The 26487-nt window shown below is 37.1% G+C and carries 29 protein-coding genes and 1 pseudogene; 23 read left to right on the top strand and 7 right to left on the bottom strand.

Translation table 11 applies throughout. The features are described 5' to 3' along the window. The first annotated feature begins 51 nt into the window (after window positions 1-51). From ACTNEP_RS15125 to ACTNEP_RS15100, 6 genes are all read left to right on the top strand, one after another. Window positions 52-234 (top strand): cold-shock protein, encoded by a 183-nt coding sequence (locus ACTNEP_RS15125; RefSeq protein WP_441162855.1) that lies wholly within the window; start codon window positions 52-54, stop codon window positions 232-234. 432 nt (window positions 235-666) lie between these two features. Then, on the top strand, window positions 667-1998 hold the full coding sequence (locus ACTNEP_RS15120) for an extracellular solute-binding protein (RefSeq protein WP_441162854.1): 1332 nt from the start codon (window positions 667-669) through the stop codon (window positions 1996-1998). A 171-nt stretch (window positions 1999-2169) separates the two neighbouring features. After that, the gene (locus tag ACTNEP_RS15115; protein ID WP_441162853.1) at window positions 2170-3087 is read left to right on the top strand and encodes a carbohydrate ABC transporter permease; all 918 of its coding nucleotides are present in this window, start codon (window positions 2170-2172) and stop codon (window positions 3085-3087) included. Between the two features lie 11 nt (window positions 3088-3098). After that, on the top strand, window positions 3099-3947 hold the full coding sequence (locus tag ACTNEP_RS15110; RefSeq protein ID WP_441162852.1) for a carbohydrate ABC transporter permease: 849 nt from the start codon (window positions 3099-3101) through the stop codon (window positions 3945-3947). Between the two features lie 68 nt (window positions 3948-4015). After that, window positions 4016-5026 carry a LacI family DNA-binding transcriptional regulator gene (locus ACTNEP_RS15105; protein ID WP_441162851.1) on the top strand — a complete coding sequence of 337 codons (1011 nt, stop codon included), beginning with the start codon at window positions 4016-4018 and terminating at the stop codon, window positions 5024-5026. Window positions 5027-5119: 93 nt separating this feature from the next. Further along, on the top strand, window positions 5120-5755 hold the full coding sequence (locus ACTNEP_RS15100) for a DUF624 domain-containing protein (protein ID WP_441162850.1): 636 nt from the start codon (window positions 5120-5122) through the stop codon (window positions 5753-5755). 52 nt (window positions 5756-5807) lie between these two features. On the opposite strand, the gene ACTNEP_RS15095 is transcribed toward ACTNEP_RS15100, so the two are convergent. The 4 genes from ACTNEP_RS15095 to ACTNEP_RS15080 form a co-directional block, all read right to left on the bottom strand. After that, window positions 5808-6536 (bottom strand): 5-oxoprolinase subunit PxpA, encoded by a 729-nt coding sequence (locus tag ACTNEP_RS15095; protein WP_441162849.1) that lies wholly within the window; start codon window positions 6534-6536, stop codon window positions 5808-5810. Beyond that, window positions 6524-7495 (bottom strand): biotin-dependent carboxyltransferase family protein, encoded by a 972-nt coding sequence (locus tag ACTNEP_RS15090; RefSeq protein ID WP_441162848.1) that lies wholly within the window; start codon window positions 7493-7495, stop codon window positions 6524-6526. Before ACTNEP_RS15090 ends, ACTNEP_RS15095 begins: the two co-directional genes overlap by 13 nt. Beyond that, window positions 7485-8165, bottom strand: coding sequence for a 5-oxoprolinase subunit PxpB (gene pxpB, locus ACTNEP_RS15085; RefSeq protein ID WP_441162847.1), 681 nt, complete (start codon window positions 8163-8165; stop codon window positions 7485-7487). The genes ACTNEP_RS15090 and pxpB overlap by 11 nt, the downstream gene beginning before the upstream one ends. 275 nt (window positions 8166-8440) lie before the next feature. Beyond that, entirely contained in the window at window positions 8441-9496 is a 1056-nt protein-coding gene (locus ACTNEP_RS15080) for an FUSC family protein (RefSeq protein WP_441162846.1), read from the bottom strand. Between the two features lie 208 nt (window positions 9497-9704). Here ACTNEP_RS15080 and ACTNEP_RS15075 point away from each other — a divergent pair, with 208 nt between their 5' ends. Together ACTNEP_RS15075 and ACTNEP_RS15070 are read left to right on the top strand one after the other, a co-directional pair. After that, window positions 9705-10157 (top strand): IDEAL domain-containing protein, encoded by a 453-nt coding sequence (locus tag ACTNEP_RS15075; RefSeq protein ID WP_441162845.1) that lies wholly within the window; start codon window positions 9705-9707, stop codon window positions 10155-10157. Window positions 10158-10257: 100 nt separating this feature from the next. Beyond that, window positions 10258-11031 (top strand): SDR family oxidoreductase, encoded by a 774-nt coding sequence (locus tag ACTNEP_RS15070; RefSeq protein WP_441162844.1) that lies wholly within the window; start codon window positions 10258-10260, stop codon window positions 11029-11031. A 251-nt stretch (window positions 11032-11282) separates the two neighbouring features. Here ACTNEP_RS15070 and ACTNEP_RS15065 read toward each other — a convergent pair whose 3' ends face one another. Together ACTNEP_RS15065 and ACTNEP_RS15060 are read right to left on the bottom strand one after the other, a co-directional pair. Next, the gene (locus ACTNEP_RS15065; RefSeq protein WP_441162843.1) at window positions 11283-13292 is read right to left on the bottom strand and encodes a penicillin-binding transpeptidase domain-containing protein; all 2010 of its coding nucleotides are present in this window, start codon (window positions 13290-13292) and stop codon (window positions 11283-11285) included. Window positions 13293-13351: 59 nt separating this feature from the next. Further along, window positions 13352-13924, bottom strand: coding sequence for a class D sortase (locus tag ACTNEP_RS15060; protein ID WP_441162842.1), 573 nt, complete (start codon window positions 13922-13924; stop codon window positions 13352-13354). A 305-nt stretch (window positions 13925-14229) separates the two neighbouring features. Between ACTNEP_RS15060 and ACTNEP_RS15055 the strand changes: the two genes are divergently transcribed. Both ACTNEP_RS15055 and ACTNEP_RS15050 read left to right on the top strand, forming a co-directional pair. Then, a complete protein-coding gene (locus tag ACTNEP_RS15055; RefSeq protein WP_441162841.1) occupies window positions 14230-14556 on the top strand; it encodes a helix-turn-helix domain-containing protein in 327 nt (108 codons plus the stop codon). A 649-nt stretch (window positions 14557-15205) separates the two neighbouring features. After that, a complete protein-coding gene (locus ACTNEP_RS15050) occupies window positions 15206-15352 on the top strand; it encodes a hypothetical protein (RefSeq protein WP_441162840.1) in 147 nt (48 codons plus the stop codon). Between the two features lie 52 nt (window positions 15353-15404). Here the strand turns inward: ACTNEP_RS15050 and ACTNEP_RS15045 are convergent, their stop codons facing one another. After that, window positions 15405-16046, bottom strand: a complete 642-nt coding sequence (locus tag ACTNEP_RS15045) for a YigZ family protein (protein WP_441162839.1) — start codon at window positions 16044-16046, stop codon at window positions 15405-15407. A gap of 154 nt (window positions 16047-16200) precedes the next feature. Here ACTNEP_RS15045 and ACTNEP_RS15040 point away from each other — a divergent pair, with 154 nt between their 5' ends. The 13 genes and pseudogenes from ACTNEP_RS15040 to fliW all read left to right on the top strand — a co-directional run bounded on the left by ACTNEP_RS15040 (window position 16201) and on the right by fliW (window position 26486). Next, a complete protein-coding gene (locus tag ACTNEP_RS15040) occupies window positions 16201-17346 on the top strand; it encodes a sensor histidine kinase (RefSeq protein WP_441162838.1) in 1146 nt (381 codons plus the stop codon). 101 nt (window positions 17347-17447) lie between these two features. Beyond that, window positions 17448-18149 carry a response regulator gene (locus tag ACTNEP_RS15035; protein WP_441162837.1) on the top strand — a complete coding sequence of 234 codons (702 nt, stop codon included), beginning with the start codon at window positions 17448-17450 and terminating at the stop codon, window positions 18147-18149. 216 nt (window positions 18150-18365) lie between these two features. After that, window positions 18366-19208 carry a DegV family protein gene (locus ACTNEP_RS15030; protein WP_441162836.1) on the top strand — a complete coding sequence of 281 codons (843 nt, stop codon included), beginning with the start codon at window positions 18366-18368 and terminating at the stop codon, window positions 19206-19208. 43 nt (window positions 19209-19251) lie between these two features. Further along, window positions 19252-20592 carry a DEAD/DEAH box helicase gene (locus ACTNEP_RS15025; RefSeq protein ID WP_441162835.1) on the top strand — a complete coding sequence of 447 codons (1341 nt, stop codon included), beginning with the start codon at window positions 19252-19254 and terminating at the stop codon, window positions 20590-20592. Next, window positions 20589-20762: pseudogene (locus ACTNEP_RS15020) on the top strand (double zinc ribbon domain-containing protein); the annotation flags it as partial. The gene ACTNEP_RS15025 and the pseudogene ACTNEP_RS15020, both read left to right, overlap by 4 nt. Before the next feature lie 129 nt (window positions 20763-20891). Continuing rightward, window positions 20892-21287, top strand: a complete 396-nt coding sequence (locus ACTNEP_RS15015) for a ComF family protein (RefSeq protein WP_441162997.1) — start codon at window positions 20892-20894, stop codon at window positions 21285-21287. 38 nt (window positions 21288-21325) lie between these two features. Then, a complete protein-coding gene (locus tag ACTNEP_RS15010) occupies window positions 21326-21748 on the top strand; it encodes a TIGR03826 family flagellar region protein (protein ID WP_441162834.1) in 423 nt (140 codons plus the stop codon). 260 nt (window positions 21749-22008) lie between these two features. Beyond that, on the top strand, window positions 22009-22263 hold the full coding sequence (gene flgM, locus ACTNEP_RS15005) for a flagellar biosynthesis anti-sigma factor FlgM (protein WP_441162833.1): 255 nt from the start codon (window positions 22009-22011) through the stop codon (window positions 22261-22263). Window positions 22264-22293: 30 nt separating this feature from the next. After that, window positions 22294-22791, top strand: a complete 498-nt coding sequence (locus tag ACTNEP_RS15000; protein ID WP_441162832.1) for a flagellar protein FlgN — start codon at window positions 22294-22296, stop codon at window positions 22789-22791. Window positions 22792-22807: 16 nt separating this feature from the next. Continuing rightward, window positions 22808-24475, top strand: a complete 1668-nt coding sequence (gene flgK, locus ACTNEP_RS14995) for a flagellar hook-associated protein FlgK (RefSeq protein ID WP_441162831.1) — start codon at window positions 22808-22810, stop codon at window positions 24473-24475. 9 nt (window positions 24476-24484) lie between these two features. Beyond that, window positions 24485-25381 (top strand): flagellar hook-associated protein FlgL, encoded by an 897-nt coding sequence (gene flgL / locus ACTNEP_RS14990; RefSeq protein ID WP_441162830.1) that lies wholly within the window; start codon window positions 24485-24487, stop codon window positions 25379-25381. A 55-nt stretch (window positions 25382-25436) separates the two neighbouring features. Next, window positions 25437-26027, top strand: a complete 591-nt coding sequence (locus ACTNEP_RS14985; RefSeq protein WP_441162829.1) for a DUF6470 family protein — start codon at window positions 25437-25439, stop codon at window positions 26025-26027. A gap of 12 nt (window positions 26028-26039) precedes the next feature. Further along, entirely contained in the window at window positions 26040-26486 is a 447-nt protein-coding gene (gene fliW, locus ACTNEP_RS14980) for a flagellar assembly protein FliW (RefSeq protein WP_441162828.1), read from the top strand. Window position 26487 lies beyond the last annotated feature (1 nt).

Below are 26487 nucleotides of genomic sequence, written 5' to 3'. Positions count from 1 at the left end.
ATGGACAAATAAGCGTATAATAGAGGTATCACCCATGAAAGGGAGTGCCGTATGGCTTATTTTAATAATCAGAAAGAGCCTGTAGAAAATGTCGAGACAAACGTTTGGTCCTGTGTAAGTGATGATTGTCAAGGCTGGATGCGTGAGAATTATTCATTTGAAAAAGAACCTACATGTCCCATCTGTAAATCAGAAATGAAGAAGGAAGTAAGAGTAATTCCGGAAATGAAATAATAGACGAGAAGCTACTCCCAAATTGAGGAGTGGCTTCTTTTTTTTACGATAGGTTATACTTGATTTTCTATAATTATAGAAAATCTTACTATGTTGCTTATTTTTTCGCTAATATTAGCTAGCATTCTATCCAAAAAGAAAGCGATTTCTTTATAAAGATAATTTATTAATTAATCTTTCATAAAAAAGTATTGATTTTTTTGTTTTCACAAAATATAATCATTGTAGAAAGCGATTACATTTTACTGCAGAGAATGTAAATGCTTTAATTTTTAACTGAATAACGAAACCGGTTTCCTTTAGATCTGCTGAGTCAGTCATCTTACATCAAGCATTTGGCATTTTATACAAGAAGTTTTACCGTACGATTTTTACTTGTTAAAGAAAGGTTAGGAAGTATGATTAAATTTAAAATCAATGGGGGTTAGAAAAATGAAAAAGTGGTTAATTAGTTTGTTAACCGTAGGCTTGTTCATGATGTTAGTGGCATGTAGTGATGATGACAGTAGCGGGAATAATGCTTCAGGTATTAACGATAACAGTGAAACAACAGAAACAAATGATAATGGAGATGGAGCAGCAAGTGGTGAAACGGTTGAATTGAACTTTTGGGTATTTGGTAGTGCTGGTTACGATGTCTTAGCAGATGAATATATGGCTGAAAATCCTAATATTTCAATCAATATTAATGAAGGTGAAATGGAAGATGTGCATAATAACTTATTTACTTCGATTTCTGCTGGCAGTGGTGCGCCTGATATTTCGATGATTGAAATAAGTAATGTAGCGAAATTTATGGAGGCTAGTGATCAATTTTATAATTTGTATGACTATGGTGCAGCAGACATTAAAGATAAATACTTGGATTGGAAATGGCTCCAAGCAGAAAGTGTCGATGGTTCCTTTCAATTAGGATTACCAACAGATATTGGTCCAACTACAATGTTCTATCGCACTGATGTAATGGAAGAGGCTGGATTTCCGACAGATCCGGAAGAATTGGCTGCTGAAATAGATACCTGGGATGCTTATTATGAAGCAGCTCAGAAAATTTACGAAGAAACTGGTAAACCAATCACAGATAGTCCAGAACTGATGTTTAATGCGATCCGTGATCAACAGGATCTGCAATATTTTAATGAAAATGACGAATTAATTATGGAGGACACTGTAAAAGATGCATACGACTTTACAACTAAAATGATTGAGGAAGGATTCGTAGGACAAAATTCATTATGGTCGCCAGAGTGGGGCAGTGCAATGGAGGACGGTAGCTATGCTACTCTAATCGGCGCTCCTGCTTGGATGATTGCCAATGTTAAAGGAAATGCGCCTGATTCTGGTGGTAACTGGTCTTTAACCACGATACCGGAAGGTGCAGGAAACTGGGGTGGTTCGTTCTTAGCGATACCAGCAGAGTCAGAATATCCGGAGGAAGCATATGACTTTATTGAATGGCTAGTATCACCTGAAATTCAATTAAAATCGTTTCATAACAATGGGCTATTCCCATCTGCACCTGAAGTATATGAAGATGAAGAATTTTTGGCAACTACAGATGACTATTTCAGTGGAGCAGAAACTGCTCGAATATTTGCTGAAGCAGCCGAATCTGTTCAGCCTGTGTACATGGGAGTAAATTACTCGATTGCAAATGACGAGATTGTGACAGCTCTGACTAATGTAGCGGTGGAAGGAGCAGATCCACAAGAGGAATGGGATGCTGCAATCAGTCGAATTGAATCACAATTAGAACGACAATAATAATATAGCTTGTTCCCTCAAATTTGCATGAGGCTGAGGGCAAGCCCACGGAAAGCAGAGTATATTTACGAAGTGGGTATTCGTCCCATTTATGGTTAGGGTTTGCTGGATAAAAAATACTTTTGTCTCAGCCTCATTGCATAACGGAAAATAGAGAGGAGTTGTACACAAGTGGAACATGTTAATTCCCAATCTCGTAAAAATCGTAAATTTTGGAATGAAGAGAGAAAAGAAGCATTTTCAGGCTATCTGTATGTTTCACCATTCTTTCTTTTATTCGCTGTTTTTGGATTATTTCCGATTCTTTTCAGTTTTTATCTAGGTTTTCAGAAATGGAATGGACTTGGTGAAATGGAGTATGTCGGGTTGCAAAACTTCAAGTGGATACTGACTGATCCGATCTTTTGGAAATCACTAAGTAATACATTAATTATGTGGATTTTAGGAACGTTACCACAATTAATCATAGGCATTATATTGGCATATGCATTGAATTCAGCGCTCATTAGAATGAAAAGTTTTTTTCGTATTTCGATATTTATGCCTTATGTAACATCAACTGTTGCTGTTGCCATTGTGTTTGGCGTCATGTTTAATAGTCAGGAATTCGGATTGATGAATGTAATTTTAAGTTGGTTTGGCGTAGATCCCATTACTTGGGGCACCTCAGAGTGGGGTGTCAAGGTGGCAATAGCAACGATGTTTTTTTGGAGATGGGTTGGGTACAACACCATTATTTATTTAGCTGGTCTTCAGGGCATCCCGAATGAATTATATGAAGCCTCTGTTATAGATGGTGCTACGGTAAGACAGAAGATTCAATATATAACGATTCCGATGTTGCGGCCAATCATTATTTTAACTGTCTTCACCTCAACGATTGGCGCATTGCAATTATTTACGGAGCCATTAATTTATATTGGACGTACATATCGCGAAGAAGGTATTACGGTCGTGCTTTATTTATATCGTGAAGCATTTGCGAACCTTGCGTTCGGACCTGCTTCCGCAACCGCTATTATTTTATTCGTGATTATTATCATCATTTCAAGTATTAATGTCTTTGTTGCAAATAGGATTGGACGTTAGGAGGAATGAATATGAGTACACAAGCTTCGATGAAAGCAAAAAATACGACGGCGAAAGGGTTTATTTATGTAATCTTAGCTGCCGCCGCTGTCCTTTCCATCTTTCCTTTTTACTGGATGTTTGTGATGGCGACAAATCATAATAGTGTGATCAACAATGTTCCACCAGCTTTTATACCTGGTGCTGAATTGGTAACGAATTTTAAGAACGTTATTAACACGATTGAATTTTTTGGAGCAATGTGGAATTCTTTTCTCGTTTCAACCATTACGACAATCGGGGTATTGTTTTTATGTTCTTTAGCTGGATATGCGTTTGCGAAATTACGGTTTAAAGGACGGAACTTTTTATTTATCGCGATCTTAGTGACGATGATGATTCCTCCACAATTAGGCTTAATCCCTCAATACTTTATCATTACAAAATTGGATTGGTTAAATGACTTAAAAGCGATTATTTTTCCGGGATTGATTGATGCATTCGGGATATTTTGGATGCGTCAGTATATCAGTAGTAATGTACCAGATGAATTGGTTGACGCAGCAAAAATAGATGGGTGCTCCAATTTTCGAGTATATTGGAATATTGCAGTACCGGTAATTATTCCAGCTTTTGCAACTCTGGCAATTATTCGGTTTATGTATATTTGGAATGATTTCCTCTGGCCATTAGTAGTGTTACGGGAAGAATCTTCCTATACGATCCAGGTTGCCTTGCGTGGTCTGATTGATAATTATGTTCGGGATAATGGAATGATTATGTCTGGAACATTCTGGGCTACTGTTCCACTAATCATTATTTTCTTATTATTAAACCGACTATTTATTTCTAGCTTGACAGAAGGGGCAGTAAAAAGCTAAAAATAGAGTATGGAATGTTTCGTATACTCGTGCATTTCAACTAGATAAAGAGGCAGAGGGATTAAATCATGAAGTTGACGATAAGAGATATTGCAAAAATGGCAGGGGTTTCACCAGGTACTGTATCAAAGGTAATTAACCAAACGGGGAGCATTAGCCCCAAAACAATTAAAAAAGTCAAGAAAGTGATTGAAGATACAGGCTATCAACCAAGTTTTTCAGCAAAAGCTTTGGCAACGAAAAAATCTAACATGATTGGGCTCATTTATGCAGGTGAGGTAAATGTAGAATTTAACCATCCTTTTTTCAACCAAGTAATCAATGTTTTTAAAAATGTAATAGGACAACTCGGTTATGATATTCTCGTTTTTTCCAACCAGTCTTTTAATTTTGGAAAAGAGGATTATGTAGCCCGGGCGAAGCACTATCAGCTTGATGGCTGTTTAATCATTGCAGGAGAGTATATCGAGGAAGCGGTCTATCAATTAGATCAGAGTGACATTCCAACAGTTGCTGTCGATTTAGAATTATCCGGCGAGCGTTCGAGTTATGTGATGACGGATAATAATAAAATATCTAGGCAGGTAGTCGAATATTTTTATTTAAATGGTATTCGTAAATTGGCGTTTATCGGAGGACAAGAAGATTCGACTATCTCTAATGTTAGGAAAAATGCTTATGTTCAATCAATGAAAGATTTCGGAATGGACCTTCGAGATGAATGGATAAAATATGGGAACTTTTTTGAAGAAAGTGGCTATGAAAAAATGAAAGAAATTTTAAAGGAGGGAAGTATACCAGAAGCTGTCTATGCTGTTTCTGATATGATGGCATTAGGCGCGTTGAAAGCGATTAAAGAGTGGGGGTTATCTGTACCAGAAGATATTAAAATAATTGGTTGTGATGATATCGAAGCATGTAGATATAGTGACCCTGCCTTGGCAACAGTTAAACAGGATCAGGTGAAAATTGGTAGGTTATCAGCTAATATACTGCACGATTTAATTAATGACAGAAAGGTGCAAAAAGCTGTGTATGTTGATCCTGAATTAATTATTAGAGATTCTGGTGAAATTTAATCCTTTATTTCTTCAGTTACGTTTATTATTTTAGAAATCGGCAATAATGTTAACAAATCTTTCTAAAATAATATAGGAGAAATGGGTGATGGGATGAACCAGACAGAGGCAATGCTGTTTCGCATTTTGCATGTATTTGCTTCGTTTTTAACATTGCAGTTATTATGGTTTTTCTTCTCATTAGGGATTATTACGGTAATTCCCGCAACTGTTGCTATGTATACAGTTGTTTTAGAATGGTCGAAGCATGGTGTAGATATCATAGGGATATGGAAGACATTTTTCCATGCGTTTAAAATGAATTTTAAGAATACGTTATTTCTTGGCATCAATGTCGGTGTCATCGCCATTATTTTAGCTTTGAATGCGAGCATCCTTCCAACATTAACCGGATTTCTGCACTTATTCATGCAAGTGATATGGTTGTTTGCTGTAAGTATCTTCATTTTTACATTCATAGCAATATTGCCATTAACGGCCACTACTCATTTAAAAGGATTAAAGTTATGGAAAAATGCCTGGATTGCTTCGGTTACCATCCTACCTGATATTATGTTAATAGGAGTAATTGGCGCGGTATTTGTAGTGGTAGTGCTGTACTATCCAATGTCAATCATTACAGTTGTGAGCATATTTGCCTTTATACACATTAATCTATGGCAACGAGCGGTCAAAAAATTACCGAAAGATTTTTTAGATCAGTGTTTATTGAAATATCGTTATCGGTAACTGCTTCTCTTCATGAGAAGCAGTATTTATTTTGTACAAATGTACAGTTTATTTATATAATTACTTTCCGAATGGCTTGAACTAAGCTCAATGCTTCTGGTGTATCTCCATGCACACAAATGGTATCTGCTTTAATATTGATTTTATCACCATTAACAGCAGTAACTTTGCCTTCTGTGACCATTTCTTCCACTTGTTTAATAACTTTAGCAGTATCGTGAATAACTGCATTTGGTTCATTTCGGGGTGTTAAGCTGCCATCTGGCTGGTAGGTTCTGTCCGCAAACACTTCATTGGCTATTTGTAATCCAAACTCTTCTCCAGCGTTAATCAACTCACTCTTAGCAAGTCCTACTAAAACCAAGTTCGGATCTACATCATATACTGCTTGTGCGATGGCATCCGCAAGCACACGGTTTTTACATGCTATATTGTACAAAGCTCCATGTGGTTTAACATGAGCTAACTGCATGTTATGTACGGTCACAAATCCCTGTAATGCGCCTAACTGATAAACAACCAAGTCATAGGCTTGTTCTGGAAGTATATCAATTTTTCTTCTGCCGAAACCTTGTAAATCTTGAAATCCAGGATGTGCCCCAATATTAACCTGATATTGTTTAGCTAACTGTACCGTTTTATTCATCGTATGGGGGTCACCTGCATGAAAACCACATGCAATATTAACCGCATCAACTAATGGAATGATTGCCTCATCATTACCAATTTGATATTTTCCAAAGCTTTCACCTAAATCACAATTCAATGTTATTCTTGCCACAGCTTTATCCCTCCCCATTTTTCCTGACAAAAGCGTTGAATAGTACGTATTAATTGCTCTCTACTTGCTAAAAGGGTGATCGCTTCGTCAACAGTTATCTTATGGAATCGAAAAGACTGACCAGGTCTTAATTGACTAACTTTTCGTAAATCTACGCGAGCAACCTGCCCAATTTTGGGATAGCCTCCTGTCGGTTGACCATCCGCCATTAAAATAATGGGAAGCCCGTTTGGTGGTACTTGAATCGAACCAAATAAAGTTGCTTCTGTTAAAAGTTGTTTATCGTTCCTTCTCTTAACCGGTGTTCCTTCTAGACGATAGCCCATTCGGTTTGACTGGGTGGAAGCCGTCCATTCTTCCTGTTCGAAAGTGTCCGCTTCAAACCAATTATATTGGGCTCCTTCTATATATCGTATTGTTTTAGGAGCCTGTTCAATATAGGCAAAAAGGTCGGAAGTAATGCCCCAGCTAAACTGCTTTTTCATATGATAAGAATGAGAAAAAGGGATGGTGTCACCAATCGAAAGCTTTCTTCCTAATAATCCTGTTACATCTGCTCTAACGATTGTACTGCGACTTCCCAATATTTCTGGTAGGTTAAATCCTCCTTTTATTGCTATATAGCCAAATCCACCTGTTTTTACAGTACGAAACTGTAATATATCGCCCTTTTTTACTTGAATAGGTTGGGCAAGTGGAATGGGGGTATCATTTAAATTGGCGGACATGTTTCCTCCAGTAATGGCAATAATTGCATCCTGATGAAATTGGAGAGTGGGACCTATAAAACCCATTTCTATTACTGCTTCATTCCGATCATTATTGAGCAGAATATTTGCCATTTGAGCAGCAAACTCATCCATCGGTCCACTGACCGGAAATCCATAGGATTGATAACCTAATCGTCCTCTGTCTTGGATGGTGGTATGTAACCCTTCTTCAATTATTTCAATTGTCATTTTCTCTACGCTCCTCTTTGTGAAGCTGTTCAAATTCTGTTTGATTGATGGGATAAAATTTAATCTTATCACCTGGTGCAAATAATGTTGGTTTGCCATCAGCTAAAGGCAAAAGATCAACTGGTGTCCGCCCGATAATCTGCCAACCGCCTGGCGAAGTGCTGGGATAAATCCCCGTTTGGCTACCAGCTATTCCGACTGATCCTTTAGGTACGTTCAGTCTTGGTGTTTCTTTCCTTGGTGTTGCTAGGTTCGGATCCATTCCTGATAGGAAGGGGAAACCCGGTGAGAAACCTAAAAAAGAAACATAATAAGTAGGGGAAGTGTGTAATTCGATCAACTTTTTTAAGGGTAGTTGATGGATTTTTGTTACACTTTTTATATCAAAGGCAAACGTTTCATCATAACAAACAGGGATATGGTGTAGTTTGCTTACTATTTGATCGGAGTACTTATGTTCCGTAATAGTTGTTACTAGCTTTCTTGCTTCTTGGTGGGTAATCTGCAAGGGATCAAAATAAATGGTTATGGTCTGGTAACCAATAACTGTTTCTATAAAGAGCGGTTGATTATCTAATTGTTTCTTCAATGTAATTAAATAAGAGGATAAATCCGAAGTATAGGGAAATGTCATTATTAACGCATTTTCAGCAATAGATTGAAGACGCATCTTTAGCAACCTTCTTTCTTTTCATTGTGTATTCATTATTTTAACGAAGTTCATTCGTTTAAGAAAATAATAACTACTGAGAATAATTCTTTTAGCGTTAACTCTCGTAAATATTATTCATTTATTCTGATTAGAAGAGAGATTAATAGTTCTGGTTTAGAAATCATATTTATTTCGGAGAAGTAATGGTTGGTGTCGACAACCTGACGAATGTTTCTACTAATGCTGAAGGGCTGGCAAACTTGTGGTAAAGAAATGGACCGATAAAGCTCCGGTTACTTCGGGGCTTTATCCATCATCATTTCATTTTCATTAACTATTATTTTTTCTACAATATTGTAAATGGACAATAACTCATACAAAATAATGACTTCCGGTGTAAAAAGGGTATCATACTTATCTTCTCTAGGTTGTTTACTTTCCCAGAACTGATTCATTAACTGCTTTACTTGCTGTCGATAGGCACTTGCCTTATAATGATCTGGGTATTTCATAAAATCAACCAATGTCTCCACCATTTTTATAATGTCTTCACATTCCTGTTGTGACCAACTAACATTATTGGTAGGGGTGTTGATCAAATTACCAATATGATAATGAATTAAACGTAAACTAGTCAGACTCTTTTGCTCATAGTCAAATACATTTTTGGTTTGCTCGTCTAGCCGATGATATTTCGATTCGTCAGCTTGAAAGTGTAATAACTTATCAGTATCATCTAGTGTGTTTTTTAAAGTGAGAAATCGTTGGTCTATCTCTTTCTTCTTACTTGCAATTTGACCTTTTTCCATTAATTGCTTCAATATAATCTCTAATTCTTCACCAGTCTGCTTCAATAAATCATGGATGTTAGCCCTAATCTTTTTCGTATAATTAGGTGGTAACACAAACATGTTGACTAATGTCGACACTAGAAGTCCGATCGTTGTTGTTCCGAGTCGTACAAAAAAAGAGGCGAATAAGCTAATATGAATCACTTCAATCATCGCCACAGATGTTAAGGTGGCTACAAGTAATCCTGCATGTAATCTTAAACGATAACAAGTAATAATGGTAAATAAAGCTGCAAGCGTGTAGGTAATCGGTGAATTCCCAAAAAGGTAGATGAATAAAACGGCATAAGCAGAACCAATAACAGATGCTGGAAAACGAACCATCCCTTTTTTAATGGAATCTGCAACGGTAGGTTCAATGGTAACGATAGCTGTGATAACAGCAAATACTGGTGGCCACCCGATCCATTCACATAAGAGTGAGGTTAAAAAGACAGCCAATGCTGTTTTAATGACTCTTCTACCAAAAAATCGGTAGACTATTTTCGACCATTTCATAACAATAAATTCTCCTTACAGTGTTCTATAGGATAGTATAACGTAGAAAGCAGTAGTATTCCATGTTCATACTGTACGGTAAAATAACTATAACTATCCAAAAATTTCTTTTAGTTAAATAACTGCAAACGCTTTCTTATTTATTGCATATAATGTAAAATAAGAGGTATCTACAAGTCTGATTAGTGCGTTGTGAAATTTTGAGGAGGTGTTGAACTTGCTTTCCGTAAAAATGTTGAAGCCGTATTACGTAAAGGAAGAAGGCAAATATATACGAGTGGTGCTCGCTTATCAATACTTTTCATTGTTAATGGATGATCAGGTGTATCATTTTGTCCCACTCGAAGCTCGTGAAATCCGAATCAATCGTCAAACACAACAAATTGAAAATAAAGAGGATGTTTTTGTTTTTCAAAAAGGAAAAAAGTATAATCGTATCAACTTATCAGACCTAATGAAGGTGAAAGATTTTCAAGAACATTTATCTTCTATACTAAGTCCTTACATGGTAATGTCGAAAACCGATGAGAAAATGGCAAATATTGATCATGTCATCATGGAATTAGAGCGGAGGAATTTATTAAGACTTATTGATCGTGCATTGGACGAAAATAACGAGGAAAGGTTCCAGTTATATACGACAAAATTAAATGAAATGTAGCAGTTGCTTTATTGCAGCTGCTTTTATTATTCTGTGAGATAGCCTCAATGCTTGCTATTGTAATCGCATACCTTTTAAAATAGGAGATAGGAGGTGTGTTATGGATCTAGGAGTTAAAGGCAAGAAAGTTCTGGTAACAGCAGCGAGCAAAGGATTGGGGAAGGCATGTGCCAAAGCGTATGCTGAAGAGGGAGCACATGTCTATATTGCAAGTAGAAATAGAGTGCAATTAGATGAAACGGTAGCTGATTTGATCGAACAGACAAATAATACGAATGTTGAAGCAGTTGTCTGCGATTTAACAAAAAGACATGATATTGAAAAGATGGTTGAAACTATTGGACATGTTGATATTTTAATCAATAACACCGGAGGTCCACCTGCGGGCAAGTTCAATGACTTTGCGGATGATGATTGGCAACATGCATTTGAATTGTTGCTATTGAATATAATTCGGACAGTCAGAGCTGTAACACCTGGTATGAGAAAGCAGCAATTTGGTCGGATTGTTAATATTACCTCAAGTTCGATGAAACAAGCATTAGATGGACTACTATTATCCAATACATTCCGTCCAGCAATTGTCGGTTTATCAAAGAGTTTATCTCAGGAATTAGCCTCTGATCAGATTTTAATAAATTCGGTAGGTCCTGGAACAATGGAAACGGATCGAATCAAGGATATTTACCAACAGCAACCTTCAGATGAAACGGTAGAAGCCCGTATTCAAAAAGCAGGTGAGAGCATTCCAATTGGAAGAATTGGACAACCAGAAGAATTTGCAAAAGCGATTCTTTTTTTAGGCTCTGCTGCAAATACATATATTACCGGACAAACATTAATCGTTGATGGTGGAGCAATGAAAGCATTATAACGGAAAAGGAAGAATAAGGATATAATCAACAAATCAAGGTAGGAAGAAAAAAGATTTGTCGTAAAAGTCTAGGTAAGTTAGATAGAATCAGATCAGGACCGGGTGGGGTATGCCCGGTTTTTCTTATAAACGGGAAGGGGAGGAGAAATAAAATAGCAGCTAATAAAGCTGCTATTTGTTGGTTGATAATTGCTAGATTAATAGCACAAAAAAACTAGCCCAAAGATTAGAGGACTAGCTATTCAAGATTATTATTTAATTTCAGAAAAAGCATTTCCAACTTTTTCTGCGACATAACCACTGCCATTACTTTTGTCTTCAATATTTTCTACCATCATCGAGATTATAACACTACCGTCTTCTGGATAGCCTACAAACCAGCCATTTTCGGCAGCACCTTCTTCATCTAGCGACTGCTTCAGTTCAGCGGTTCCAGTTTTTCCGGAGATACCTAATCCATCCACATTTGCAGGGCTTCCGGTTCCGTCTGTTACTACTGCCCGTAATGCATCACGAATAATGTCGGCATTATTGCTCGATAACAGTCCTTCTTTCCATGTCTGTTCTGTTTCTTCATTCATTAGCAAGATTGGCTGTACAATATTCCCATCATTAAGGAGAACAGTATAGCTTGTTGCTAATTGTAGTGCACTCATTTCAATCTGTCCTTGACCATAACTTGTATCGGCTAGCAATACCTCTTCACTTAATTGACCATCTGAAGAAATCGAGCCAGATTGAATTGGATAAGTAAATGGGAAGTCCTCTCCGATTCCGAATGCTTCTAATCCGGAAATAAATGCATCTTCTCCCATTTCTAATGCTTGCATGGCAAAATAAATGTTATCAGAACGCACAAGTGCATCCTTTAAATCAACTGGACCGTTAGACTCAGACACACGTCGAACGGAGTAATTCCCCCAGCCATCTTTTTGCCATGTTAGTCCTTCGATGGTAAATCCTTCGTTAGGATCAATAGAGCCATTTTCTAAGCCGATCGCACTGGTAATGGGTTTAAAGGAAGAACCAGGTGCAAATGTTGCGGTAAATCGATTTAATAGTGGATTCTTAGGATCTTCCTGCCATTCATTCCATTGATCATTACTAAGGCCGTATAGAAAAGCGTGTGGATCAAAAGCTGGACTACTAACGAGAGCCAATGTTTCACCAGTAGCAGGATCAATTGCTGCAGCTGTTCCTGCATCTTCTTCCATAGAATCAAAAATACTTTCTTGGACATGGGCATCGATGGTAAGAGTGATTGTCTCACCATCTTTCACTTCTTTTTCAGCTATTACAATGGGGTCTTGATCTTCTTTGTCTACATAGATCACAACTCCTTCTTCGCCTCGAAGTTCCTCTTCAAAGAGTTCCTCTAGCCCACGATAGCCAATTAGATCACTCTCAGAATAAAGGTCCGAATCAACTTCTTCTAATTTTTCAGCTGTTATTGGTGCAATATATCCAACTAAATGAGCAGCTGCTTCACCTAAAGGGTAGAGTCGTCCTATAGTAGTTTGTTTCGTAAATGACTCAATCGATTGTAATTTCTCTTCTAATTCACCTTGTATGCTAGGAACGACTTTTAATGGAACAAATACATCTGGTGTGACCCATCCTGCGCTCAATGCGTTATCAATATCTTCAACCGTAATATCTAATGCTTCCGCTATTTCTTCTTTTTCCTGCTCTTCATTCACAAACCAATCCATTACGATACCTAATTCATAGACGCTTTCATTGACTGCCAATCCTTCACGATTTCGATCATAAATCTCTCCACGATCAGGTTGAATTCGATTAACGCCAATGGTTCCACCTTCTTTTAACTCAGGAAAAATGAAGCCAGGATGCCAGTTAACGAGCCAATCAATTTCTTCTTCATCATCAATCATTTCTATTGCTTTTACCATTTCAATTTCGGTCTCAAAAGAAACAGGTCCAGCCATTGTTTCCATACTTACACTGAGAGGGAATGTTATCGACTCTATTTCTTCTAAGTCGACCTCTTCACCCTCTTCAGTTGCTTCGAATTCAATCGCCAGATCTGTTACTTTTAAGTCTTCATATATTTTAGGATATCGATCAAACTCTTCTTTATCTACTTCTTCCAAAACCATTTGATACATACTTTCGAAATCCTCTGCCATCCAATAGTCCACATACTCCTGCAAACGTTCATCCGGCTTTACATGTTCTTTCTCTTGACAAGCAGCCAGAAAGGCCACTAAGCTCATGAAAACAATCAATAACCGTTTCATGAAATAACACTCCCCTTTTTATAACAAGTGAAAAAGCGTATTGCAGATAGACAATACGCTTAATAAATTGGTTTAGCATAAATAATATATCTATCAGGTGCGTTTCCTACATAAGAAAAAGGGTAACAAGTGGTGATGACCAATTCTTCATCAGGCGCTGTCGATTTAATGATCGTCGTATCATCTGCATCGACAATTTTAGAATCTACCATTTCATATTCAAAATCTCCGTGTGGTAAGCGGATGATGAATGTATCCCCGATTTCTACTTCCCCTAATTTACGGAATACGGTATCACGGTGTCCCGATAAAACGATTTGATCATTTTGCTTTGGATAAGCAGAACCGCGGTAATGTCCGACCCCTTTTTCTAAATCGTCTGGATCAGTACCTTCCACAATAGGTAATGTTGCATCGAGTGTTGGGATTTCCAGAATTCCGACTGTCTCTCCCATATCTGGTTCAAAGTCTTCAGGTGCTTGTTTTTTGTTATCCGTTGATGACTGCTTCAATAATTCGTTTGCCTCAGTCATTGCCTGGTTTTCAGCAGCTTGAATTTTGAAAAATTGATAGCCGCCTATACCAAGAAGTACGACCCCAGTCAGAATAAAGAGTAGAGCTAACTTCTTCATAAATTTTACACCTCTTAAGTCTATGTATTAACCATATTATACTATTAATAGTGGTAAAATGCACGATCTTTATTACAGGAAAAAGTCACGATTGTTCGACAAAATAACTAGTCTCAAACATATATAAACAAAAAATGACGTTTTAACGAATGCATTTACAGGACTTTAGTCTTGAGTTTAGCTAAAATATTCAAAAATAGTCATAATCACTTGCATATTTCGACAAAAAGGCGTACCTTTATATAGAACGAAAGAATAATTTATGATATAATGATCAATGTTAGCAAGAAAGTGGGTGAGCTGTTTTGATAGGACAAAAAATTCAAGAATTAAGGAAACAAAAAAGAATGTCATTATCTGAGGTTGCAGAGCAGGCGGGGATTGCAAAATCATACTTAAGCTCTATTGAGCGTGGGATTCAATCCAATCCATCCATTCAGTTTATGGAAAAAGTCGGTAAGGTCCTAGGTGTAACAGTTAACGAATTATTAATTTCTGAGTCTGATGAGAAAATAAGGGAAAAATTAGATGAAGAATGGTTAAAGCTTGCAGAAGAAGCAATGCACTCAGGAGTCTCTAAACAAGAGTTTAAAGAATTTTTGGAATTCAACAAATGGAAACAAAATCACTAACGTAAGCTGGTCAGCCACTAGTAGAAGTAGCTGACCATTTTTGTTTTCTTGGTAGTTTACGTGTGATTTAATCTGAATACTTCTATTCAGCTTATAAATGAAGTAGGAAGTAATAAATAAGATCCGAAGCAATAGAATATATTTGATAGAATTAAATATAGACAGTAGAAAAAGTGTAGAAGCAACGTCTTCTGTTAACATACTATTTTTTACGTGAAAAAATAAAGGATTTTCAGTGAAGTGTGTAGAAATTATTTATGTGACATCTCTGTTCTATCATTTGGATAATCAGAGCAGTCGCCAAATTGGTGAGTGGACTTCTTCTTTTTACTGGTTTATAGAAATTTTTGAGTTCAAAGAATCTGTTTTGCTGCGAAAAGGTATCCATATAGCAATATTTTATTTTATCTAGTACCCAAGTACCCAAAAGGAAACGTAGGTATAAAAGGAAACTCTATTATTTTTTTTGCTTTTTTTGCAGCTTTATTGTACGCTATGGTGGTGAAGGACGGCATGAGTAAGTATGCAGGGATATGTCGTGCTAGATGAAATAGGATCTTGATAGTGTTTATCTTGCGCTAGTAACAAGTTACGAAAATAAGGGTAGTAGCATATTGTATCATTAGGATGGGTAAAGGGGTTGAGTCGGTTGACGGAGCAAGAAGTATATCGATCGATATTACAGAAAATGCTAGATCAGACGGAAAGTCAACAAATCGATAACTCTCAGGAATTTATTAAAAAACTTACAAAAGAACTCAAGCAGGCAAATCTATTATCGTCACGAAACGAATAAAAAAAGAGTGTGAAAATTATTTTTCACACTCGATTTATTTCCAGGGAAATAGTTACTCAGTCGCAACATCCAATTCTATATAAGAATCTTCCCCTTCCTTAATCTCTGCACTTCCACTTGTCAAATTAGTTATCCAATCTATAAAAGTCCTTTCTACACCGACAGGAGTACGGACATGAAAGGTGACATTTTCTACATACTCCATTTCTTCTAATAAATATGGAGATTGGCGTAATTCATTCTCCACTTTCCCTAAAAGAGTATAGTTGATTGTTACAAGAAATTTCTTCATTCGCTTTCGTTCGACAACACCTGTCGAATTAATTGCTAAAGATGTGGTACTTGAATAAGCGCGAATCAAACCACCTGCACCTAATTTGATACCACCAAAATATCTTGTTACCACTACTGCTGTATCTTTTAATTGGCGTTTTTTTAATACTTCCAATATAGGAACCCCTGCAGTACCACTTGGTTCCCCGTCATCATTAGCTTTTTGAATCTGATCATGCTCGCCAATCATATAGGCTGAACAGTTATGGGTAGCATCTGCATGCTTGTTCTTAATTTCTTGAATAAATTGTTGTGCTTCTTTTTCGCTTGTTACTCGTCTCACATAACCAATGAATCGTGATTTCTGGATAATTTGTTCATCAGATCCCTCTGGCTTTACCGTGAAATAATGGTTAAGCATATATAAATCCTCCTAAATACACATAAATTTGTGCTTTACGAAAAAAATTGTGTAAAATAATTGTAATAGGGAATAAAGAATATGATGACAACCCCCTAAAAAAGAACTATATATTTCGTATGGTATAAACGAAGCTAGGTGGTGAGGTTTGGTAATGAAAAATACAGATCGTACATTAGATTATATAATAGACGAGATGATAGATACAGTAAAACATAGCAAAGATGAAGTATTTGAAATTGCTGAGGAATCTCGTAAAGAATATGAAACACTGAGTAATGAGCTAGCGGTCTTAAAAGAAGAAGTAACCATGATTATTGCTGAAGGTGATTTGTTAGAAAAAAAAGCACGGACAGCAAGAAGGAAACTATCGGAAGTCAGTAAAAATTTCAGAAAATATTCAGAAGAGGATATTAGACAAGTCTACGATCAAGCCCATCAGCTACAAACAGATTTACTAGTAACTCGTGATAAAGAAAAGGTTCTCAGGGAAAGACGCGATGAAATTGAATTACGCTTAATAGCAATTGAGCAAATGGTGGAACGTGCAGAAGGATTAGTCGGAAAGATTTCGATTGTCTTAAACTACCTAAGTGAAGATTTTAAAGAGGTTTCTGACTTGATTCATGACGCACATCTAAAACAGGAATTTGGTTTGAAAATTATTGAAGCTCAGGAAGAAGAACGGCGTCGACTTTCAAGGGAAATGCATGATGGTCCAGCCCAAATGTTGGCAAATATTATGCTTCGTTCTGAAATAGTTGATCGCACCTTTAAAAAAGGAAACGTAGAAAGTGCAGTAATGGAAATGCGCAATGTAAGAGCCATGATTCGTGAGTCATTATATGAAGTAAGACGCATTATTTATGATTTGCGCCCAATGGCATTGGATGATTTAGGGTTAATACCAACGATTAAAAAATATATAAGTACTTTAGAAGATCAGCACCCTAACATCCGGTTCAAGTACCATTCTTCAAATGAACGATTACATAGTCATTATGAGGTAGCTTTATTCCGATTAATACAAGAAGCCATTCAAAATGCCATCAAACACGCTGAAGCTGAACAGATAATTGTTCAGCTAGAAATTACTAAAAAAGAAGCCATTGCAACTATTACAGATAATGGTAAGGGGTTTGAGCAATCAGAGAAAAAAGAAAAATCGTTTGGTATAATAGGCATGCACGAGAGAGTGGAAATTCTCGGAGGGGACATAAAAATTAATAGTAAAATTGGAACTGGTACGAAAATTAGCATTGTGATTCCTATCGAAAAAAATAATAGTACTGCAAATTAATTAGAATCGGGTATAATAGTAGAGATGAAAAAAAGTTTTTCAGCAATGATACGCAATATAAATAATAAAGTTTAGATGAGGAAGTTGAGGAGGAAGTAATCATGACAACCAATATTGTTTTAATTGATGATCACAAATTGTTCCGAGAAGGCGTAAAAAGAATTTTAGAATTAGAGAGTGGCTTTAATGTACTGGCAGAAGGTGACGACGGCTCTATGGCAACGGAGCTTGTAAAGAAGTTTAAGCCGGATGTTGTACTTATGGATATTAATATGCCAGGTGTAAACGGTGTAGAAGCAACTGCTGAGCTACTGGAGCGTTACCCTGGAGTAAAAGTTATTATTTTATCCATTCATGATGATGAAAACTATGTGACCCATGCTCTCAAATCAGGAGCACAAGGTTACTTATTAAAGGAAATGGACTCTGACGCATTGATTGAAGCAATTTCGGTTGTGTCAGAAGGTGGCTCATATCTGCATCCAAAGGTTACACACAATTTGGTCAAGGAATATCGCCGATTGGTGACTGAAGAAGATGCATTATACGATTCAGATACTTCGCTTTCTAGATTAAAGGAAGTAGAACATCGCAAACCACTTCATTTATTAACAAGACGGGAATGTCAGGTGTTACAGTTACTTGCAGAAGGTAAAAGTAACAAAGGGATCTCTGAATCTCTTTATATAAGTGAAAAAACTGTAAAGAACCATGTAAGCAGTATTCTGCAAAAAATGAAAGTAAAAGACCGTACCCAAGCAGTCGTAATTGCAATCAAAAAAGGCTGGGTAGAAATCTTGTAAATAATAGCTCCTCATATAGGAAGTGCACCCCGAAAGTTAGTGTGAAAAATCTCACTTTCGGGGTGTTTTTGTATGGAAATGTATAGTAAAAATTAATAATTTACCACTTCCATCTTTTCCTATTACCTTTCTAAATTTAAGGCTATGCAACAGAGAGAATATTAGGTAAAATGAAAGATAGTAATCAAAATAATAGATGAAAGGTTCGATAAACATATGAAAGTCGCTGTCATTACCGATAGTACGGCATATATATCCGATTCGGATAGGAAAGAAAAAAACATACATATGGTCCCTCTTAGTGTTGTGTTCGGAAACGACTCCTTTCGAGAAGAGATTGATATTACAACAGAAGAATTTTATCAGAAAGTGAAAGAGGTCGATCAATTACCTAAGACTTCCCAACCATCAATTGGACTTATAACGGAAAAACTAAATGATCTTGCAAAAGATTATGATCAAGCAATTTTTATTACTTTATCAAGTGGTATCAGTGGGACTTTTCAATCAGTTGTCACAGCGAAATCTATGGTAGAAGGTATTGAAGTGTTTCCGTTCGACTCAGAAATCAGTTGTATGGCACAAGGATTCTATGCTCTTGAAGCAGCCGAAATGGCAGAACAAGGACAAGATGCCGAAATGATCATAGCACGGCTGGAAGAAATTAAAGAATCACTTCGTGCTTATTTCATGGTAGATGATTTAAGTCATCTTCATCGAGGTGGCAGATTGAATGGTGCTCAGGCTTTGATTGGAAGTATGCTTCAAGTTAAACCAATTCTTCACTTTGAACATACAAAAATAGTCCCTTTTGAAAAAATCCGTACGAAAAAGAAAGCATTAAAACGAATCTTTGAATTGTTTGAAGAAGATGCATCAACAGGTGTCCCTATTCGTGCAACTGTTATTCATTCCAACCGTGAGACAGAGGCAGAAGAAATAAAAAAACAGTTAGAAACGCAATTCAATAATGTAGAAATATCGATAAGCTACTTTGGGCCTGTTATCGGTACCCACCTTGGAGAAGGTTCACTAGGTGTGGGATGGTATAAAAAATAAGATGGTGAGGGGTTTCCTCACCATCCATTATAGGAGGTCATTTATGAATTTTTCCCAACTCCTCGCAGGAAAAATCTTAGTGTTCTCAGAGCTTCCTCTTTCCGAGCAAACCATTGATTATCTTATCCGCGCTGAACAAATACAATTACTTCCAAGTATAACAACTAAATATGGTCGTATCCGATGTAACCGGTGTGGTAATGCAAATCAACAACTTTTTGCTTCTCTTCCATGTGCAAGGTGTAAGCTCACCCACCATTATTGTCGCAACTGTATACAGACGGGCAGGGTTCTTCAATGTGAAAAGCTAATAATTTGGAAAGGATCTCCACCATCTTGGCCAGTACAGACCCAGCCGTGTCATTGGACTGGTACCTTAACACATCCACAAAAAAAGGCGGCAAAAGCAATTGAACAAGTGCTTAGCAGCCAGCAGAAAGAATTAATGATATGGGCGGTATGTGGTTCCGGGAAAACCGAGATGCTATTTCCTGCTGTAACGAAAGCTATTAAGGAAAGCAAAAGAATTTGTATTGCAACTCCAAGAGCCGATGTCGTAAGAGAATTGTATCCTCGCCTGAAACAAGCTTTCCCTGAAACAGAAATCGAAGCGTTATATGCTGATTCCCCGGATCGGACGGATAGAGGTCAATTAATCATCAGTACCACCCATCAATTAATTCGTTTCCGAAATGCTTTCGATGTCATGATTATTGATGAAATTGATGCATTTCCTTTTCATCATGACAAAACATTACCTTATTTAACTGACAGAGCTAGCAAAGCTTCCGCAACATCCATCTATCTAACTGCTACTCCGAGAAAGAAGCATAAACAACAAATCCGTTCGAAAAAGCTGCCTGTTCAATTTGTTCCGGTTCGTTTTCACGGTCATCCCTTACCAATCCCTCAATTAAAGGCCGAAATAGGTCTAAGAAAAAAACTACAGCAAGGAAAGAAAATAAATGCTCTACACCAATTTATTGCAACAAGAGCTAGTACACGTCGTCAATTATTATTATTCGTTCCTACTATTTCATTATTGGAGAAAGTTGCCAAGCAATATCAAGCGATAGCAGTTCATGCTGAAGATCCAGCTAGAAAAGAAAAAGTAGAAGCATTCCGGCAAAAACAGATCGACACACTTGTAACGACTACCATTCTCGAACGAGGTGTAACCTTTCCATCCGTTGATGTAGTGATTCTGGACGCTGGACATCCTGTTTTCGATGAAGCTGCCTGTGTACAAATTGCAGGACGAGCAGGAAGAAGCACTGATGACCCAACCGGTGATGTCCTATTTATCCATCAAGGGAAAACCAATGCGATGGAGGATGCAATTGCTCAAATAAAAATGATGAATAAGAAAGGAAAAGAACTATGACCAATTGCTTAAAATGTCAAGAATGGATTAGTCAGCAGGTTACTTGGAGCACACTTTTCCTTCCTAGTAAAGAGACTAGACTATGTGAAAACTGCCAATCGCAAATAGAGAGGATAAGTGGAACTATTTGCAAGCATTGTGGCAAACAAATGGATTCGCAAGCAGTATGTGATGATTGTAAGAAATGGAAATCTAACCCCAAATATCGTGATGTCTTCCAGTATAATCGCTCCCTTTTTTCCTACACACCTTTTATGCAGGAGATTATAACTCAGTGGAAATATCGGGGGGATTATCAGTTGAAAGAGATATTTGCTCCTTATATGCAACAAGCCATCAGAGACTTTTATCCATCCCGTTCTCTTACTGTCGTACCAATTCCCCTAACAACGGAAGGACTCCATGCACGTGCATTCAATCAAGCAACTGCTATTGCAGAACTTATTGCTAAGCAATATAAGCTCCCAATAGTACACACACTTTCAAGAAAAGAAAGATTTACGGAAAAACAATCCAAGAAATCAAGAAAACAACGACTTATGACAAAAAATCCATTTTTCTTAACAAAAACACTTGAATCTGATGTTTTACTTGTCGATGATATATATACAACAGGAATGACGATTCATCATGCTGCAACATTACTTAAAGAAGCAGGTTGTCAAAAAATATACAGTTTTACACTTATTAGGTAGTGCATATATAGAAATCGAATTGAAAGAGGGGATGTTAAATGGCGGAATTAGCAAATTGTGCGAGATGTGATAAAGTCTTTGTCAAAATATCAAGGGCGGTATGCTCAGACTGTGTGAAAGAAGAAGAGAAACAATTTGAAATTGTATACAACTTTTTGAAAAAACGGGAGAATAGACAAGCAACTATTCCGGAAATTGTTGAAGCAACTGGTGTAAAAGAAGAAACGATACTACACTTTGTTAAAGAGAACCGTCTACGAACTACTCAGTTCCCTAACTTAAGCTATCCATGTGAACGATGTAGAAGGCCAATTGCCAGAGGTAAAATTTGTGAGAGTTGTAATAATGAATTAAACTCAGACCTTCGTTACGAGCAGAAAATCGAACAAATTAAACGAAGAAATGAACAAGAGAAGAAAGAAAGAGATAAAACGTACTATACAAGAGATAATGACTACTAAGCCTCCTTTTTAATAGGAGGTTTGTTCAGTAAATGAGTAGACCAACATAGATCATGAGCTTCCTAGACAAGCTAATTACCTTTGTTTACAAGCTTTCTTCTCCTCTTTATGAGAATGATAACAACCTTAACTTTAGCAATACCATTCCTCTTCCAAATATTAAGAGAAATCGATATACTAAAAGAATATTAAACATTCCCGACTATCAGCCGATATAAATTATAAATACCTATGTACGAATGAGAAAGAGGTGAAAGGTCATGAAAATACATGGACCCAATCATTCTAATTTAAACCCATATCAAAAGCAGCAGCAATTACAGAAAAAAACAACGTCCAATTCACGATCTCTAAAACCAGATCACCTAGAAATTTCGGACAAAGCACTCAAGATGCAACAAAAGGACTCTCGCCAGACGTATGTGAACGAAATTAAACAACAGGTAGATAATGGTGAGTATAAAATCAATCACAAAGAAACTGCGAAGAAGCTGTTAAACTTCTGGAAAACCTAATAAATTGCTAGAAAAAGGAGTAGAACAATTATGTCCGTTCAGCATATTATCCAACATCTAAATAAATTGATTGAGTTACACGACAGTTTCCTGCATGTTTCAAAACAGAAAACGGAAATTCTAAAAGAAGGTAATACCAATGCACTGCAAAGCTTACTGATTAAAGAACAAAAGCATGTACAGGCAATCAATCAGATCGAGAAAAAGCGAATAGATGCAGTAGCAAATTGGGCAACAGATAAGAATCTCGATCCAGAAACTGTCACGGTGTCCACAATCATTGAAGAATATACAACCGGAGCGGATCAGCAACAATTGGAAGAAGTAACATTACGATTAGCAGAACTGCTAATGGAATTGCGTCGACAAGAAGACTTAAATAAGCAATTAACACAACAGTCTTTGCAATTTGTGCAACTGTCCATCGATATGATGCAGCCATCGATAAAAAACATGAATTATGGAAACACCCAGCATCAATCAAAGCCGTCAGCACCTAAACGATCAGTATTCGATTCAAAAGCGTAAGTAGGAGGAACAAATAATGTCAACTTTTAATGGGCTAGAGGTAGCAAAAAGAGCATTACATACGCAACAGGCAGCATTATACACAACAGGCCATAACATCGCCAATGCAAATACAGAAGGATATACTAGACAGCGAGTGAACATGACACAAACATCACCATATCCACCAGCATCCCGAAATAGACCGGAAATTCCAGGTCAGATTGGAACTGGTGTGGAAGCAGGATCGATCGAACGAATTCGTGATAGTTTCATTGATAAGCAGTATCGTCAGGAAAATGCCAAAGTTGGTTTTTATGATGCTAAAGCAGATTTGATGTCCAAATTAGAGGCAATTCTAAACGAGCCAACCGATCAGGGGTTATCGCAAACACTTGATTTATTCTGGAATTCGTTACAGGATTTATCAACAAACCCAACCGATTCAGGTGCTCGATCCGTTGTGAAAGAACGCGGTAATGCTTTAGCAGATGCATTTCAGTATGTCCATAAAAGCTTACAGGATGTACGGGCAAATTTTAAAAGTGAAATAGGTGTCGATAACTCAAAAATTAACTCATTAATTGATCAAATTAATCAGCTAAATGGCCAGATTAGTAAAATAGAGCCACATGGATATGTGCCGAATGACCTTTATGATGAGCGAGATCGCCTAATTGATCAGCTATCAGAATATGTAGATATTAAAGTTGAATATCGTGATAGCTCGGGTCAACCAAGTCCCATAGCACAAGGAATTGTCACAATCTCACTAATTGCGGATAGTGATGATATAGAAAGCGGAAGCGATGACGCCGTTATATTAGTTAATGGTAGCACCGATGTAGAACTAGGTAGTGATGAGGCGGTTAACCATATTTTTGCCGACTTTGATAATGATAATAATTTAAAAGCAATCTTTTTTGCTCAACCAGATCCTGATTTAACAGTAGAACAACAAATAGCAGCTCTGTCTGCTAACTATGAAAATGAAACATATATTTATGGACATAATTTTAAGGTTCAAGGTAAATTGAATGCTTTAATTGACGGTGCAGGTTACTTAAATGACTTTGCGTATGATGGAACAGGTAATGAGGAAGGCACACCAGCTGGTCAAGTGAATAAAATGCTGGCTGAATTAGATAAAATGGTCGAACATTTAGTGACAGAATTTAATGCTGTACACAACAATGGTTACACACTTGCCACTGATGAGAACGGTAATCCAATTCAAGGTGGCGACTTCTTCACAGGTACAACAGCCGATACCATTGCTGTTTCGCAAGATATTCTTAATAATATTGATTTAATAGCAGCAAGTCTTTCAGGTCAACCAGGGGATGGTGAGAATGCAATAGAACTCGCCAATGTATATACGAAGCGTGTCGAACAATTTTTATCATATGATGAAGACGATCCCGAGCAATTAGATAATAAAGCGTCGATTAAAAGTTACTTTGAATCCATCATTGGAGAAATGGGGGTTGTCGCAGAGGAATCAGGTCGTATGCGTAATAACTCAAGAATTCTTCTTCAGCAGGTTGAGGAGTCAAGGCAAGCCATCAGTTCTGTATCATTAGACGAGGAAATGACTAACTTAATTCAATTTCAACATGCCTATAATGCAGCAGCAAGAAATATGACAGTAGTAGACGAAATGCTTGATCGAATTATTAATAGTATGGGCTTAGTAGGGAGGTAAGTAAGCTAAATGCGTGTTACTCAAAGTATGTTAACCAACAATATGCTGCGTAATATAAGCAGCAGTTATCAAACCTTAGGTAAATATATGGATCAATTATCAACTGGTAAGAAGATCAATCGACCGTCAGATGATCCCGTTGTTGCAATGAAGGGAATGGATTATCGAACACAGGTAAACCAAATAGAGCAATTCGAGCGTAATATTGGGGAGGTCCATAACTGGATGGATAACTCTGACTCTGCACTCGCAAAAGTACAACAAGGGTTAGAACGGCTTCGTGAGTTAGCAGTTCAAGGAGCCAATGGTACATATGAGGAAGGCCAGCGTGGAAATATTGCATCAGAAGTTGAACAAATTAAAGAGCATCTTCTCGAATTAGCCAATACAAAAGTAAACGATAAATACATTTTTAGTGGAGCTGCAACCACAGGAAATGGTGGAGAGCCACCATATCAATTGAATGAGGATGGAACGTTTGTCAATCCAATCAATAATGATGATGTTCGAATTGAAGTGTCAAGTGGAACAAAAATCAGGGTGAATGTGCAACCAGACAGTATCTTTACTGAAGAGCTATTTACCGACCTTACGGAGTTCGCTGAAGCTTTACGTGATGGAACTGATGACGAAGCAATTGGAGAGTTTATCGGTAGACTGGATACGCACATTAACAATAATGTCAATGCACGTGCTGATTTAGGAGCACGTCAAAACCGAGTAGACTTAGTGGAGAATCGTGTAAAAGAACAACTCGTAACAGCGAAAGATATGATGTCGAAAAACGAAGATGCTGACATGGAACAGGTAATCATGAATTTAATATCACAAGAAGCAGTGCACCGTGCCGCTTTAAGTGGTGGCGCACGAATCATTCAGCCGACATTATTAGATTTCTTACGTTAATAGACAAGCCTTACCTTGAAAAAGGTGAGGCTTTTTTCTAAAAGGAGGAAACATCGTGCAATTACCTCAAATCAGAATACAACAGCAAAATGCGATGATTGGTATTCGAACAATAGATGCACAACTAGATATCGAACAAGGGCCAGCTAAGCAAACAATTAGTCAACCACCTGCAGATTTGAACATCAAAACGAAACCAGGAAAATTGACAATCGATCAGTCAAAGGCTCTAGCAGATGTCGGGATCATACCAACAGAAGAGTCCGTAAAAAAAATGGCTAATGAAGCAATGCAAAAAGCAATAGAAGGTTCGAAAAAAAGAAGCCAACAAGGTGACATGCTAATGAAGATTGAAAATGGAGGAAATCCTCTTGCTCAAATTGCAAAGCAAAACGGACAATGGCCAAAGTATCAATTTAATATTGGCTGGATTCCTTCAGGAGATGCGGTGAAATTCAATTATCAGCCTGCAGAAGTCATTATTGAAGCACGTGCCAATAAGCCAATTATTCATGTAGAACCGACCAGCAATCAATTTCATTACCAACGAGGTGGAATCGAGGTCTATTTGGAGCAAGAAAATTGGATAGATATTGACTTTGAAAATATTAAATTTGTAGGAAATAACTTCGAAATCGAAGTATAGAAGGGTGAAAACATGCAAATCGAGACGAAATATTTTGGTGAAATAGAAGTGAAAGAGGAAGAAATTATTCATTTTCCTTATGGTATCCCAGGGTTTTTAGAAGAAAAAAAATTTGTATTATTAAGTTTTGAAGAAAGTGGCTTGTTTCAAATTCTGCAATCAACTAATAGTGTAAATCCAGCATTTGTTGTGGTTGATCCATTTTTATTTGTAAAGAACTATCAATTCAATTTAGATGATACTACACTGGAGCAACTAGAGATAAAAGAGGAAAAAGATGTGCTTGTTTTAGCTATTGTGACAGTAAAAGATCCATTAACAACTAGTACTGCAAATTTACACGCACCGTTAGTGATTAATCAAAATAAAAAACTTGCTAAACAGTATATTACAAAAAATCAGCAATACTCAACAAAGGAAACTATCTTTACTCCAACCCTAAAGGAAGAGGTGGAGTAAT

It is taken from the genome of Gracilibacillus sp. HCP3S3_G5_2 (assembly GCF_052063305.1).
GTDB lineage: Bacteria > Bacillota > Bacilli > Bacillales > Amphibacillaceae > Gracilibacillus.
This window is presented reverse-complemented; position numbering and strand designations above follow the sequence as displayed.

Bases quoted from the DNA above. Each gene is read 5' to 3' on its own strand.
- ACTNEP_RS15045 (WP_441162839.1), bottom strand. From the start codon at position 16,046: ATGCTTAACCATTATTTCACGGTAAAGCCAGAGGGATCTGATGAACAA.
- ACTNEP_RS15030 (WP_441162836.1), top strand. From the start codon at position 18,366: ATGAAAGTCGCTGTCATTACCGATAGTACGGCATATATATCCGATTCG.
- ACTNEP_RS15120 (WP_441162854.1), top strand. From the start codon at position 667: ATGAAAAAGTGGTTAATTAGTTTGTTAACCGTAGGCTTGTTCATGATG.
- ACTNEP_RS15010 (WP_441162834.1), top strand. From the start codon at position 21,326: ATGGCGGAATTAGCAAATTGTGCGAGATGTGATAAAGTCTTTGTCAAA.
- ACTNEP_RS15110 (WP_441162852.1), top strand. From the start codon at position 3,099: ATGAGTACACAAGCTTCGATGAAAGCAAAAAATACGACGGCGAAAGGG.
- ACTNEP_RS15090 (WP_441162848.1), bottom strand. From the start codon at position 7,495: ATGACAATTGAAATAATTGAAGAAGGGTTACATACCACCATCCAAGAC.
- ACTNEP_RS15035 (WP_441162837.1), top strand. From the start codon at position 17,448: ATGACAACCAATATTGTTTTAATTGATGATCACAAATTGTTCCGAGAA.
- ACTNEP_RS15025 (WP_441162835.1), top strand. From the start codon at position 19,252: ATGAATTTTTCCCAACTCCTCGCAGGAAAAATCTTAGTGTTCTCAGAG.
- flgL (WP_441162830.1), top strand. From the start codon at position 24,485: ATGCGTGTTACTCAAAGTATGTTAACCAACAATATGCTGCGTAATATA.
- pxpB (WP_441162847.1), bottom strand. From the start codon at position 8,165: ATGCGTCTTCAATCTATTGCTGAAAATGCGTTAATAATGACATTTCCC.
- ACTNEP_RS15060 (WP_441162842.1), bottom strand. From the start codon at position 13,924: ATGAAGAAGTTAGCTCTACTCTTTATTCTGACTGGGGTCGTACTTCTT.
- fliW (WP_441162828.1), top strand. From the start codon at position 26,040: ATGCAAATCGAGACGAAATATTTTGGTGAAATAGAAGTGAAAGAGGAA.
- flgK (WP_441162831.1), top strand. From the start codon at position 22,808: ATGTCAACTTTTAATGGGCTAGAGGTAGCAAAAAGAGCATTACATACG.
- ACTNEP_RS15100 (WP_441162850.1), top strand. From the start codon at position 5,120: ATGAACCAGACAGAGGCAATGCTGTTTCGCATTTTGCATGTATTTGCT.
- ACTNEP_RS15105 (WP_441162851.1), top strand. From the start codon at position 4,016: ATGAAGTTGACGATAAGAGATATTGCAAAAATGGCAGGGGTTTCACCA.
- ACTNEP_RS15070 (WP_441162844.1), top strand. From the start codon at position 10,258: ATGGATCTAGGAGTTAAAGGCAAGAAAGTTCTGGTAACAGCAGCGAGC.
- ACTNEP_RS15065 (WP_441162843.1), bottom strand. From the start codon at position 13,292: ATGAAACGGTTATTGATTGTTTTCATGAGCTTAGTGGCCTTTCTGGCT.
- ACTNEP_RS15040 (WP_441162838.1), top strand. From the start codon at position 16,201: ATGAAAAATACAGATCGTACATTAGATTATATAATAGACGAGATGATA.
- ACTNEP_RS15125 (WP_441162855.1), top strand. From the start codon at position 52: ATGGCTTATTTTAATAATCAGAAAGAGCCTGTAGAAAATGTCGAGACA.
- ACTNEP_RS15000 (WP_441162832.1), top strand. From the start codon at position 22,294: ATGTCCGTTCAGCATATTATCCAACATCTAAATAAATTGATTGAGTTA.
- flgM (WP_441162833.1), top strand. From the start codon at position 22,009: ATGAAAATACATGGACCCAATCATTCTAATTTAAACCCATATCAAAAG.
- ACTNEP_RS15080 (WP_441162846.1), bottom strand. From the start codon at position 9,496: ATGAAATGGTCGAAAATAGTCTACCGATTTTTTGGTAGAAGAGTCATT.